This window comes from Oceanococcus sp. HetDA_MAG_MS8, assembly GCA_019192445.1.
In the GTDB taxonomy this organism is placed as follows: domain Bacteria; phylum Pseudomonadota; class Gammaproteobacteria; order Nevskiales; family Oceanococcaceae; genus MS8.
The window spans coordinates 23896-37173 of record JAHCMK010000005.1; the positions used below are offsets into that span (position 1 = coordinate 23896).

General features: G+C 55.7%; 12 protein-coding genes. 5 read left to right on the plus strand and 7 right to left on the minus strand.

Annotation, left to right across the window (positions count from 1 at the left end):
- Positions 1-49: 49 nt before the first annotated feature.
- From KI787_09925 to KI787_09940, 4 genes are all read left to right on the plus strand, one after another.
- The gene (locus KI787_09925) at positions 50-1078 is read left to right on the plus strand and encodes a hypothetical protein (protein MBV6630269.1); all 1029 of its coding nucleotides are present in this window, start codon (positions 50-52) and stop codon (positions 1076-1078) included.
- A complete protein-coding gene (locus KI787_09930; GenBank protein ID MBV6630270.1) occupies positions 1075-2136 on the plus strand; it encodes an N-acetylmuramoyl-L-alanine amidase in 1062 nt (353 codons plus the stop codon). Before KI787_09925 ends, KI787_09930 begins: the two co-directional genes overlap by 4 nt.
- Before the next feature lie 5 nt (positions 2137-2141).
- The gene (locus tag KI787_09935) at positions 2142-3863 is read left to right on the plus strand and encodes a hypothetical protein (GenBank protein ID MBV6630271.1); all 1722 of its coding nucleotides are present in this window, start codon (positions 2142-2144) and stop codon (positions 3861-3863) included.
- Between the two features lie 954 nt (positions 3864-4817).
- Positions 4818-5279, plus strand: coding sequence for a hypothetical protein (locus tag KI787_09940; GenBank protein ID MBV6630272.1), 462 nt, complete (start codon positions 4818-4820; stop codon positions 5277-5279).
- 442 nt (positions 5280-5721) lie between these two features.
- Here KI787_09940 and KI787_09945 read toward each other — a convergent pair whose 3' ends face one another.
- From KI787_09945 to KI787_09965, 5 genes are all read right to left on the minus strand, one after another.
- Positions 5722-6177, minus strand: a complete 456-nt coding sequence (locus KI787_09945; GenBank protein MBV6630273.1) for a hypothetical protein — start codon at positions 6175-6177, stop codon at positions 5722-5724.
- A gap of 44 nt (positions 6178-6221) precedes the next feature.
- The gene (locus KI787_09950; GenBank protein ID MBV6630274.1) at positions 6222-7520 is read right to left on the minus strand and encodes a hypothetical protein; all 1299 of its coding nucleotides are present in this window, start codon (positions 7518-7520) and stop codon (positions 6222-6224) included.
- Between the two features lie 1322 nt (positions 7521-8842).
- Positions 8843-9127, minus strand: a complete 285-nt coding sequence (locus KI787_09955; protein MBV6630275.1) for a type II toxin-antitoxin system YafQ family toxin — start codon at positions 9125-9127, stop codon at positions 8843-8845.
- Positions 9114-9374, minus strand: a complete 261-nt coding sequence (locus tag KI787_09960; GenBank protein MBV6630276.1) for a type II toxin-antitoxin system RelB/DinJ family antitoxin — start codon at positions 9372-9374, stop codon at positions 9114-9116. The genes KI787_09955 and KI787_09960 overlap by 14 nt, the downstream gene beginning before the upstream one ends.
- Positions 9375-9618: 244 nt before the next feature.
- A complete protein-coding gene (locus KI787_09965; GenBank protein MBV6630277.1) occupies positions 9619-10971 on the minus strand; it encodes a UDP-glucose/GDP-mannose dehydrogenase family protein in 1353 nt (450 codons plus the stop codon).
- Between the two features lie 247 nt (positions 10972-11218).
- On the opposite strand from KI787_09965, the gene KI787_09970 reads away from it, so the two are divergent.
- Positions 11219-11407: a hypothetical protein gene (locus KI787_09970; GenBank protein ID MBV6630278.1), complete on the plus strand. Its 189-nt coding sequence runs from the start codon at positions 11219-11221 to the stop codon at positions 11405-11407.
- Positions 11408-11503: 96 nt separating this feature from the next.
- Here KI787_09970 and KI787_09975 read toward each other — a convergent pair whose 3' ends face one another.
- Together KI787_09975 and KI787_09980 are read right to left on the minus strand one after the other, a co-directional pair.
- Positions 11504-12778, minus strand: a complete 1275-nt coding sequence (locus tag KI787_09975) for a hypothetical protein (protein MBV6630279.1) — start codon at positions 12776-12778, stop codon at positions 11504-11506.
- Positions 12779-12799: 21 nt separating this feature from the next.
- A complete protein-coding gene (locus tag KI787_09980) occupies positions 12800-13159 on the minus strand; it encodes a hypothetical protein (GenBank protein ID MBV6630280.1) in 360 nt (119 codons plus the stop codon).
- Positions 13160-13278: the final 119 nt, after the last annotated feature.

Sequence of the window (13278 nt, forward strand, 5' to 3'; positions counted from 1 at the left end):
TGGTTTTTCGGGGCGGACTGCACAGCACAGTGCAGCGAGGAGGGGACGTATGTTGCTCTCGTTACTAGATGTGTTAATCGGGCTCACGGTGGTGTACCTCATATTGAGTACCGTCGCGTCTTTGCTGGTGGAGCTCATCGAGGTATGGCTACGCCGGCGCGGCAAATTGCTCGCGAACTGCGTAGAGGAAATGCTCATCCTCGGCAGCGACGCCGGCTCCACGCATGACACGGCCAAAGCTCTAGCCGAGTTCTATAACAGTGTTCACATTGCCTCCTTGTTCCCGGGTCGCGCCGAACCAGGAACTCTGCGCAGTGGTAAATCTGTGCCGCAGGTCATCAACGGTAAACTACCCTCCTACATTCCGCCGGAACGGTTTGCTGCCGCTATTCAGAGCCTGTCTGAGATCGCTCAGAGCGAGCCCACTAAGCAGCTGTTTGCCAGTATTCGGGCGGCGGCCAGCGCCAACCTCCCCCTAGCCAAAGACGGTGATGAAGAGCAGGCGCGAATTGAGCAAAGCAAAGCACTCGCCAAGTTTTTTGAAGAATCCACTGAGCGCTTCTCGGGCTGGTATCGCCGCCATGTGAAACTGATTTTGCTCGGTTGCGGGTTACTGCTGGCGCTGTTGAGTAATGCCGATACCCTGCGCATTGCCACCACGCTATCGAATAACCCAGACCTGCGCCAAGCGGTGGTGAGCAGTACCTTGACCCATCTGCGGGACAGCCAAAAACAGTCTTGGTATCAAAACTGTGAGTCGCCGGCCGACCCAGGCTGCGAGGAACACCTGCGTGAGGAGATCAACGCCCAGCTAGCGCTGGTGGAGACCCTGGGTCTGCCCCTAGGTTGGAAAGACGAACCGCTACTTCAGCCATCGCGATCACAGCCGGAGGAGATTCAGGCGCCCTCCTGCAGGTGCCTGGCATGGCTGAACAAAGCGGTGGGGATAGTCATTACCGCATTTGCCATCAGCCTGGGTGCACCGTTTTGGTTTGACCTGCTGAACAAGTTGGGCAGTGTGCGCAGCGCTATTCGCCCCCAAGAGAACGCAAAAACCACTGAGGAGAAACCAGCATGAACCCACTAGCTAGTCGCATTGCCCTGATCGTAGGGCATACCCAAAAACGACAAGGTGCGCCAGGGGCGTACCCCATTGCGAGTAGTGAATATCTTTACAACACCGGTTTGGCCGAGTTGGCTGCACAATTCGCCCGTAGCCGCGCCCACGAGGTGGAGATATTTTTTCGCGACGGCGGAGGCATTGCCGCAGCTTACGATGCCGTCGCCGAGTGGGAGGCCGATTGCGCCATCGAGTTGCACTTCAATGCCTTCAACGGCCAGGTGGCGGGCACCGAGACTTTGTACTGCGATGACCAAGACCATAAGCGGGTGCACGAGTTTGAGTTCGCCACCTTGGTTCAGCAGCACATGTGTCGAGTGTTTGAGCGCAGCGGTCGCGGCGACCGTGGGCTGAAGAAACGCCCCTTAAGTGCCGGAGAAAGGGGTTACTTCAGTGTGAACCAGCTCTTTCACATTCCTTCAGTGTTGGTGGAGCCTTTTTTTGGTGACAACCGCGAGGAGGCCAAGCTGGCGGTAGAGCGTAAGCAAGAACTGGCCGAAGGTTTGGTGCTGGCGGTGGAAGAGTGGAAGCAGCAGATGTACTCGCGCCGCGAGATGGAGGTGAGCTCAAATGCGATTGAGTTTGGTCCTAGTGCCGCTAAATCCGATGAGAATGGCCCGGTGGGGTTGCATTTTCTGCCTGCGGGTACCGTGGTGGAGTTACGTTGTGATGAGCCCCCCAACGTGGCAGGCGTGGAGCTGGTGTCGCGGACACTCAAGCTGCTTAGCGACAAGACAGAAGATATAGCGCCGATGGATGGTCGCCATTTGGCCAAGGGCAAGCCCGCTCGCTACCAGCTGACGGAGTCTGGAGAGTACGAGCTCCATGTGACCCTGAGTTCTTCGAAGGCCCGCGCGGCCCAGGCTCTGGTAAGCGCGGCGGTGATTTTGCCCGGTCACAAGGGAACTAAGCCTGTTCCTCCTTCAGATGTGCTCTCGCTGGCCGTACCCTTCCAGCACCACGATGGGGGTTCAGTCTGGTTTCATTCTTCGTATTTTGAAGCCTCGGTGGTATGAATCAGATGCCCAAGGTATTGTGTTCCAAGATTTTTCTGATATTTCTGCTGCCAACACCCTTACATGCGTTTGAGTGCTCACTTAAGAAGCCAGATACAAACTTCGACGCGACGATTAGCAGCTGTCGCAGTGAACATTTTGATGAGGCTAAGAGGGCGATACCGAGCTACCAGCGAGCCGCAGAGGAGGCGCTACCTAAACTGCGCGAGGGAATACGAAAGAGTTTAGAACAAGCACCCCAAGGTGCGAACCTTGGTGTTCTTGCCACCTCCGTCCTTAACGCTTTGGTTCCGGGGCGCTTTGCTCTTTTTAACAGTGGCGGATTTGCTGGACCTAACCAGCCCAACGCAGGTTTGATAGCAAGAGTAAGTGGGGATGAGGCGGCGGATTCTCTTCCTGCTCGTAGCTTGTTGCTACGACCGGCGGCAGTACTGGACCCCGAGCTTGCGCCACCGCTGGCGCAGGCCCTGAGGGACGCGGGCGCCCAGGAAGATCTGCAGCGTCTGGAGGAGTCTCTAGACCTTAGCGACGCCCTTGAAGTTGATTTGGTGTTAGCCACGCTAGGCCGAGATTGGAGCTTCGGATTCGGTGGCAATGGTGAGCGTTACGGCAGACTCTTTGCACAAATCGTCCAAGGGGCTATTGGATACGGGGAGCAACACGCCAGGACTGTATTCAGAGGCGTTGAAAAACGTGCTGCGAAAAAGCTGGCTGAAGCAGAAAACCAACCCTGTGCTTTGCCCGGAGTTGCGCAGCCTACACAGCGTGATCTGCTCCTTGCCAAGATTAAAGATCTTCCAACGCCTTGTCTTAGGATGTTGAACGAGATTCTGGAAGACGCGGCTGTGGAATCCGCTGCGCCCTATCGTTGGGTGATTGAAGCTACCGGCAAAGCCCGCCTCGATGAGTTTGCGCAACTTATCTCCAACACCTCTCAACTCAGTTTGCGTTTACGGCATATAGAAGCCGATTCGTTGGTGGGGACCAGCGCGAGTGGTTTGCGCATTGATTGGGAAATCAGCTTGAGCCCCAGCATAGAGAGTTTTTTGTCCCAAACTCTAAGTGGGTTGGGGGCTAAAGGCCGGAACTCTGAACGCACGATGCAGAGCGTCTGTGCTGAAGAGTCTGTGGATGGTGCGACCGAGTGCTTTGATGGCTTTTTAAAGTGGCAAACTGCCAATGATGACCAGGAATCTCAAGCGGCAATTCGTCACAACCGCCGCATTGCAGTGTCTTTGGAGGCGATGCGCCTGAGGCCTTTGGACGCCTCGGTAGAGGTGCCCTTGTTGGCAAATAATTCTGACGGGGACGACTCTGGAGAGGGCGGTGGGCTTCTAGCCCCACTTTTACCGCCTATTTTGAGTCCAGATGAGGGTGATGGTGGCGGTGGGGGTATGCGCGAGGTCGCGGTGAGTGCGCCCGCCGCTTACCGCTACCGGTTGGCCCTCAGAGCAGGAGACACGCTATGGAGTGGCAGGCAAAGTGGCTTGGGCGTCATGTACCTGCGCTTAGAGGCAGGCGCTGACTACACGCACTTTGATGTAGAAGCCCAAGGTAATGAAGTGGTACGGCAAGACTTTTGGCGTTGGTACATTGGGCCGGTTCTGCAAATAGGACGCTATGCCTTTCCTCTCACCGTGGGTGGCCAAAGCCGAAGTGAGTTTGAGGCCGCAGGGGAGTCTGTAGATTTCGGGGTTTTAGGCGGTCTGCAGTTCCGGTTTTTATAGAAGAACGGTTTGCGGGGGCAGCGTCTATCTAGCCTCGTGGGTTGGTAGTTAGGGTTCGGGGTAGTTTTTGGGTCTAATACCCAGGCCTCGAGGTGGCTGGGCAGATTGGCCTTCCTCAAAGCCCTGCAGAATGGACTAGGGTAAGACGGCTTGGAGCCGGTCTATTGCCTGCTGGGGTAATCTGGACCAGGCCTGTAGCAGCTTTTGCCAGACGGCAACATGAAAAGTCTTCACCATATGGCGGTAGGGGTAGCCCAATAGTTGCCCCTCATAAAGGGCCTCGTAAAAAAACCATGGTGTAAAAGCTGATCTGCTAGCGTCGGCTTGGCGGGCTCACGCTGACGAGAAAGTTTTAGATTGAGAGTTTTGCTTTGGCGCATATTTTGAGACATGCTGTCGTCGTGAGCGATTGCGTTGCAGGTGTAGATCAATAGTTGATCATCCATACGAGGCCGCTTGGCTTGGGGTGCTAGCGAGTAATATGGCCTGGGTCGCATTGCTGTCATAAATAGAAATGCGAGGTGACGTTATGCAAAACAAGGCTCTGCCGATGATGGCCGTTCCAATGCTTGTATTCTTTGTGCTGGTCACAACCATACATTTTATTGGGCGGACTATAGCTTTGTAGATTATGGTAGGTGTGAGTCTGATCAAACGCCCTGTGTTATGGAGTATCGACATCGTATGATTTGGGCGGGTACTTCAATAATTCTGTGGGTAGTTTCAACCTTTACATTTACTCACGCTGTGATAATCGCCAAAAGCCGGCTCTCGGGGGCCTATGCTCGGGCTGCAATCCTATTCTTAGGCGTGTGCAGCTTAATCGCAGTTTGGTTCAGCTTTCATATAGAAAAAGATCTAACGTCCAACCAGGTAAGGATGGCTGTTGGTAATGTCGCGTCTGAGAAGTACGCACATGTATCCTGGTTGGTGGACGTAAGCCTCGCTCTCGCAATGATTACGATTCTCATGCTGCTTGTGGCTGTCACGGCGTGCTCCTATCGCACCAAGCCCTTAACGTTAGAGGTGCTGCGTAGGGATATATTTGCGGTTAGGGGGCTCTTTTATTCGACATCAGTATTTCTTAGCGTGGGCGTGACTCAAATTGTATTCTTGTACTACTGGTTGGCCTTGGCGGCGGGGGGCGAGCCATGGCATGTCGCATGGGCGCTGAGTTTTGGAATAGGTGGCTCGATGCTATTCCTAACTGTCTTCGCGATCCTGTTCTTTCCGGTTGGTGCAGCGTTATTCGTGCAGGTCAGGACGTTGGAGGCTCAACAAAACCTCAAAACCTTTGACGAGCGCTTGACTTGGCGTAGAGATGCCGGCGTCGCGACCTCGTTAAGGGAAGATTTGCGTGACTTGGTAGTGTTTCTGTCGCCACTTATCACAGGGGGCGTTACGGTGCTGGTTTAGCTGCCCTTCGGGTCCAGCGTTGATACCTTAAATAAGTCCAAGCCCTAAGGTCCTACTGTCATGGTGAGCAGGCTGCTGAGGGCTGTGGCGTTAGAGTCCTTTGCGGTGTAAAGGGTAGAGACCGTGCCAATAAGGCTGCTGTGGATGTAGCACATTTGATTACCCACTACGGTAACGCTGCCGGTGATCGGCATCACCAGATTCAACGGTGCCGATGCGGTAATCGAAGCGCCAGTCAGGGTCAGCTCAGCGCTTGCGCGGTGGAGGCCGTTGGCCAGACTACCGAATCCCGGCCAATGACGATTGTTGAGCTTGCGGGGTCAACATTTCGCAAGGCCAGGGGAAGCGCATCCACACTCAGCGCGAACGATTGTTCGACTCCTTGAGTTCATCCAAGGCAACTTTGAAGCTGATTGGCAATCAGGTATGAATGTCTTCAGCTTCAGCGTAGGCGGATTTGAACCTCCGTGGTGCCGCCACTGAAGAGTGCCGATTGCGACTCCCCGCCGTAGTCCACATTGAGCAAGTTGACCTGTGCGGGCCAGATGTCTCGCAGGGCTTGGTGGCGAACCGATAGTGACTCTAGCTTGCTGGGGATGGGAGCCTCGGCGTACACCCAGAGGTAGCGTCCATCGATCTCGTGGCCCACGGCTTGGAGTGGAATCGGTTGGCCTTGTTGGTCGTGCAGGCTGAATCGCTGGCTCACGTATTCGGCGAAGCGATCGCGAGTGTTGGCAGAGCCCAAGATGTCGGCATCTGCCGCGAAGATTTCGCGCACGGCATGCTCAGCATCATGCACCAAGAAGCGGTGCATGACTTCAATGTTTTCCGTACGTGGGTTGAACAGCACCCGAGTGATCGCTTCTTTGGCCTGATGGGCGCTGGCGATGCCACTCATTAGCAGCGCTATCGCTAGAAGCCAGGCTGGGCGCAGGAAGCAGCTCATGGCTGCTCGCATTCCTCAGGCAGATTTGCAGCGTCCGCGTCATCGGTGCACACATCAAGCTGCGTTTTGCTGTCCTGCATGATGTCGCGGTACTCCAGGCCCTCGCGGTCGGGAGTTTTAAACATTTCAATACGCGAAGGCACGAAGCGACGTGGGTAGTAGTTGTTGTCCACATTCACATCGGCTGTTTCCCACTGCGGATCAACAGTCACGCTTTGGAGTTCTTTATCTAGCACCAGCAGCTTTTTCACCTGCTTAGCATTGCGCCGCCAGATTTCGGCGGGGATGTTGTAGCGGCGCGTGCTGCCATCCACAAATTCCAGCTCCAACAAAATTGGCATGACTAAGCCGCCGAGGTTGGAGAACTCCAGCAGGTAATAGTTGAGGTCTTCTTCAATAGCGCGGTCGAGCGTGGCGCGTTCCCAGGGCTCTAGGTCGTCCAGAAACTCGCGGTAATCATTGCGCTCTTCGTTGGTGACGGTGTACTCGTCGTTGGCATCGTAGAAGTCGCGAATATTGGGGTTGCGTTCTACCCATGTCCGGCGGCCCTCGGCCTGGTTCCGCTGCACCGTGAGTGAGGCCGGTTTATCGGCTTCAAACTCGCGCCTGCGGGCGAAATCGATATCGGGGTTGGTGGTGTTTAGACGCAGTTTCCAAATGCGGTCTAGGGAAATGTCCACATGATCGGTGGTGTAGAACCAGCCGCGCCAGAACCAATCTAGATCGACCCCAGAGGCCTCCTCCAGCGTGCGGAAGAAATCGGCCGGAGTGGGCCGCTTGAAACGCCAGCGACGGGAGTACTCTTTAAACGCGAAGTCAAATAGCTCTCGGCCCAGGATAGTCTCGCGCAGGATGGTCAGCGCAACCGCGGGCTTGGAGTATGCATTCGGGCCCAGCTGTAGCACGCTGTCAGATTGGGTCATGATGGGTACTTGGAAGTCCGAGCGCATGTAATCGGTGATATCGCGCGGCTCCACATGCCAGGGAATGTCGGGGTCCCATTCGCGACAGGCCAGTGCGTCCAGGAAACTGTTCAGGCCTTCGTCCATCCAGGTCCACTGCCGCTCATCCGAGTTCACCGTCATGGGGAAGTAGATGTGCCCGATTTCGTGGATGATCACCCCCACCAGGAAGCGCTTCTCGGCCAGGGTGTAGGTGCGGCTGCCGTCATCCTGCAAATCGGTACGCGGGCCGTTGAAAGTAATCATGGGGTATTCCATGCCACCGACAGGCCCATTCACCGATTGCGCGGTGGGGTAGGGGTAGTCGAAGGAGAAGCGGGAATACACCTCCATGGTATGAATCACAGCCGCAGTCGAATACTTTGACCACAGCGGCTCGCCTTCTTTGGGGTAAAAGCTCATGGCCATGACCAAAGGCTGTACTGCACCGCCTTGTTGGTAGCCCTGGGCATCCCAGATGAATTTGCGGGAAGAGGCCCAGGCGAAGTCGCGCACGTTTTGAGCGGCAAAGCGCCAGGTTTTACTGGCCTTGGTGCCCTGCGCTTCATTGGCCAGAGCTTCCTCAGGCGTGACGATAAATACGGGCTCATCCGCCGTGCGTGCTTGTTTTAGCCGCTGCACTTGCTCGCTACTGAGTACCTCGTAGGAGTTCTGCAGCTCGCCCGTCGCCGATACGATGTGGTCTGCCGGTACGGTGATGTCTACGCTGTAGTCACCAAACTCTAGGGTGAATTCGCCGCGGCCTAAAAACTCCTTATTGGTCCAGCCTTCGTAGTCGGTGTACGCCGCCAAGCGTGGAAACCATTGGGCTAGCAAGAAGATGTCATTTCCGCCCTCGCGCTCGTCATCCGGGAAATGCTCGTAGCCGGCCCGGGCCCACACCGCGTTCTCCTCCACAATATTGAAGGCGTAATCCAGCTTGAAGCGGGTGGTTCGACCGGGACCCAAAGGCTTGGAGAGATCGACACGCATTAAGGTGCCGACGATGGTGTAGTTCAGATCTTGGCCGCTGCTGTCGACGAGTTTGCTGATCTCAAAGCCGAAGTCGTTATCGGCAAGCGCATGCTGGCGCCGCAGCTCATCCAAACTCAGCTGTGCTACGCCACCCTCGTCAGTGACCTTGGGGCCACGCCGGCTGGCATCTGCAAAGGCCGACGAGCGTTCGGCTAGGGAATCTCTGCGAAAACGGTTTTGATCGAGCTGCAGCCACAAAAAGCGCAGGGTGTCGGGGCTGTTGTTGGTGTAGCTCACAGTTTGGCTGGCGCTCAGACGACGAGCGTTTTCGTCTAGGCGGACATCAATGTCGTAATCGACTTCTTGTTGCCAATAAGCATGGCCAGGCTCACCGCCGGCTGTGCGGTAGGCATTGGCGGTAGGCAGAGATTCATCGAGCTGGCGGAACTTATCGACAAAGTCGCCTTTGGTTTGCTCAATAGCAGCCTGCGCCGCGAATGAAGAAAAAGCAGCGAGAAATACGAGTATGCGAGTCACAACAACACCCTGGGGGGAAGGGGAGTGGATTAAGGAAAGCCGGCAACCATACCGTATGCCGCCGTAGGTGGCAGTTAAAACGGCAATTTGCAGCACAGCGCTGAATGCTCAGGAATCCAACCCTAACTTGCAGGCAACAGGCTTCAACCTGATGCCTAAAGCATTCAACCAAATAATTCGGAGTGGGAGCCAATCCTGACAAGCCGGATCGTTTCATCGTCAGGCTTAGAGTAGATCAGTAATAGATCGGGCCTGATGTGCAACTCTTGATAGCCCACCCACACGCCTGAAAGTTTGTGGTCTCGATATGGAGGGTCGCTTAGAGACACATCCGCTGCTAAGTCAGCAATCACCGGCTTGAGCCAACCTTCAAGCTTGCGGAACTTGGGGTTCCGTTTTGCCTTGCGATAATCCCGTTTGAACTGGGAGGAATATTCAATCGTCCGCACTGAGTTCATCAAACAGGCTATCTACGCTTTTAGCTCTGTGACCTTGCCCGCTTTCTAGCTCATGGATGGCTTGTTTAGTAGCCAAATTTGGCACTCGCAGCTCGAAAGGCAGCCTCTGCTCGGCACTGATTCGAGCCAAGTAAACACGCACGGCTGTAGACAAATCCAACCCCATCGCTTCGAGTGCCTGGGTTGCCTTTGCTTTGGTTTCATCGTCCACTCGGACATGAATTGTGCTCGTGCTCATATCTTGTCATCCTGAAAGACTGCAACACAATGTAACACGCGCATGCACTTCTTGATCAAGGTCTGCCTTGCGCGCATGACAGACTTGCCCCCAGGTTGAAAGCTCGACCGTATCAATCGCAGGCTGCAAATAGCCGTTAAATCGAGCTAGGAGCAGCAGAGCAAAGCATACTCAGCATGAGCGGCCATTTTCCCTCCGGCTCCCGGCTTGATCGGCCCGCTTTAGCGAGGTGTGGATCGCTCCCCTAAGCGCTCTGCGCTTTGGCCGCAGGGAAATGGGGTCTGCCGATGCAGTAGTAATCGAAACCTTGGGCCGCCACTTCTTTGGGGTTCCACAGATTTCTGCCGTCGACGATGACTCCCGTCTTCAGAGCTTTGGCCATCAATGGGTAATTCGGCGTGCGGAACTCTGACCACTCGGTGCAAATCACTAAAGCGTCGGCTCCGGCGAGTGCATCTCCAGCTGAGGCGGCAAGCACCAGATCTTGGCGAGTGCCATAAATGCGCCGGGTTTCATTCATCGAAGCCGGGTCATAGGCCTGTACGCGGCCGCCTGCTTCCCAAACCGACTCCATCAAAGTGCGGCTGGGTGCTTCGCGCATGTCGTCGGTGTTGGGCTTAAAGGCCAAGCCCCAAACGGCGATGGTTTTGTTTGCAAGGTCGCCCTTGAAATGGGCGCTCAGCTTTCTAAATAGCGTGTGTTTTTGCTCAGCGTTGGTGGCTTCTACGGCCGCCAAGATGCGCGCTGGGTAGTCAACGGAGTCAGCTGTACGCTCCAAAGCTTGTACGTCTTTGGGGAAGCAGGAGCCGCCGTAGCCACAACCGGGGAATATAAACTTGTAACCGATGCGCGGGTCGGAGCCTATACCCCGGCGCACAGCGTCCACATCTGCTCCCAGGCGCTCGGCGAGATTGGCCATTTCGTTCATGAAACTAATCTTGGTGGCCAGCAACGCATTCGCTGCATATTTGGTCAGCTCAGCGGAGCGCACGTCCATCACAATGAGTTTCTCGTGCTGACGTGCGAAGGCTGCATACAGCTGATGCATGGCCGCGGTGGCCTCTTCAGACTCGGTACCCACTACGATGCGGTCGGGCTTCATGAAGTCCTCGATGGCGGCCCCTTCTTTGAGAAACTCCGGGTTGGAGATCACATCGAAAGGCAGGTCGGCGCCACGCTGCGCAAGAGCTTCGCTTAAGGCCGCACGCACTTTATCTGCGGTGCCCACAGGTACCGTGGATTTGTCCACCACGAATTTGTGCTCGCTCATGTGCTCACCAATGGTGCGCGCCACGGCCAGCACATATTGCAGATCCGCCGAGCCATCTTCGTCAGGAGGCGTGCCCACTGCAATGAAAATGACTTTGCCAAACTCCACGGCTGCCGCCGCATCAGTGGTGAAGCGTAAGGACTTGCGCTCGCGGTTGCGCAATACCATTGGCTCTAGTCCGGGCTCATGGATGGGGATTTCACCCCGATTCAAACCATCGACTTTGGCTTCATCGACATCCACGCAAATGACGTCATGGCCCATCTCGGCTAAGCAGGTGCCGCTGACCAGTCCCACATAGCCTGTCCCGAAAACTGTGACCTTCAAACTTATTCCTTATGCGCCGCTCGCGCCGAATATGGCGTTACGACTACGGTACTGTGACAAGCCCCATTTTACCTGCGCAGATGACAATTCAATAACAATGGCTACACAGCTGTTTGCTGAAGCAAGCGTGTTGCGTGGCGACTACGGGGTAGATGTCGCCGCAGCGCTGGTCATCTGCTAGCCGGGCATGGTACGTATACTGCTAGCTGCAATATGTCGTCGCCCCCCACATACCTCGGAGCAATGCATGAGCAAACAAGATCTGACGGGTTGGATTTACCAGCGTGATGGCGTGTCCTACGAGGTCACCGGAAAGAACCCGATTGCCGAAACTCTGGTGGACGCCGTTTCCGCTGATGGCGCCATCAAAGCCAGCTTCTACCACGCCGATGTTCTACTCGGCGGGCAGGAACAGGTGTCCGCCAAAGCTGCCTAGGTCAATTTTGGCGCAGGCTAGTTTGCTTGCATAGCAGGCGCAAAGCCGTTGTTTTGGTGGGGTTTGAAGCGCCAGCCCCTGGTTGGTGAACCTGCCTCAGTTCCACTTACTCAGCTCGCTGGCAGGGGGTTGATAATCCTCCTGCTCAAGCTGGTGCAGGCGCAACTGTTGCTCCAAGTACCGCCGCACTGAGGATGCTTGTGTGCAATTAATGGCCTGTAGGTAAGCCCTGTTGGCATCACTAGCTCGGCCTAATTGAGCCAGAATGTGAGCACGAGCCGCCCACCATGGCTGGTAGCTCATTGTTTGGCGGCTCGGGAGACCGTCTAGTTCCGAAAGGGCGTCTTCCAACTGTCCTGCCTTCGCTATTGCAACGGCTCCAGCAACGCGGGAGCCAATGGTTGGCCAATGCGCGTTGAGCTGGGAATACAGTGAAGCGATAGCCTTCCAGGGCGTTTCTCCCGTCATTCGACGTTGGCAGTGCGCGGATTGGATGGCTGCCTCTAGTTGCATAGGTCCTGGTTGACGCAACCTGGCTGCAGCAGACAACAACCGCTCTGCCTCGTTGATCATCGGTTGGTCCCAGCCTTGAGCGTCTTGCTCATCGAGTGGAACGTACGGAGTGTCGACCAAGCTGTCGCGGCTGTTTCGTGCGCGGCAGTAGCGTGCGAGAGCTGCTAGAGCAAGTGCCTCAGGTTCTGCAGGTAAAGCCGCGGCAAGCACATCAGCCAGAGTGTCGGCTGCCCAAGTGTGATCCAAATCAGCAGATCTAGCGGAGTCAGGTTGTGCACCGAGTACGAGGAGAGCATAGACGGCTTCCAGCACCGCGGGTAGACGCGAGGGCATTTCTGCTCGTTCTGGCTCAACGAAATCTGACGCCTGTGCCGCAAGCTGTCGTTTGGCGCGCACTAATCGTTGTGCGAGTGCCGACGGAGACACTAGCATCGCCTTTGCTATGTCGCGAGCGTCGAAGCCCAACACTACTTGAAGCATCAAGGCAGTTCGTATCGATATGGGTACGATGGGGTGGGCACAGGCGAACAATAGGCGCAAACGGTCATCGTCTATTCCCAAGTCTGGGGAGAGTCTATTTGCCGGCGGCGGTGTCACCTCTAATGCCGCGAACGCCGCGGCGCGGACCCTGTCATGACGAGCCTTCTGCAGCAGATTGCGCCTAGATGCCGTTAATAGCCAAGCCTCAGGGGCATCAGGAACGCCGGCAACTGGCCAATTCTCCAGAGCTTGAACCAAGGCGTCGGCCAGCGCATCTTCAGCCGATACAATATCTCCCCATTGGCGTACCAGGCGTCCTAGGAGACGGCCGTAGGCTTCCCGAGCAGCATAAGCTGCCACTCGGGAGGCTTCTTTCACCGCGTTATTCAATGTACGGGCTTAGCTAAGAGGCGGCGGTAGTACCGGTCGGACTTCGGTGGACCCATTTTCAGCATTCGGGGCTTTCGCGGCCCACTCCAAGGCCGTTTCAAGGTCATCAACTTCTATCACGAAGTATCCTCCAAGAAATTCTTTGCTGTCGGCGAATGGACCATCCTGTACCTGCCGTTTCCCCTCTCGAACTTGTACTCGTACAGCAGTTTCCGGTGGCTGCAAACCATCGCCATTCACCACAACTCCAGCGGACCGTATCGCTTGAACGTAGTGTGTCCACGCCCCCCAGTAGGCTTGCGCGGCCGCCGGGTCATTACGCTTGGCGAAGTCGCTGGAGGGTTCGAAAAACATCAACATGTACTGCATCTTTTAAGACTCCAATATGTGAAATATCTGCCGGATATTCTTTCCCGACATCTTGTTGATGCCTGAGCGGAGCGCTAATCGACACTGTACGCGACATTTTATTGAGATTTTTTGTGCGG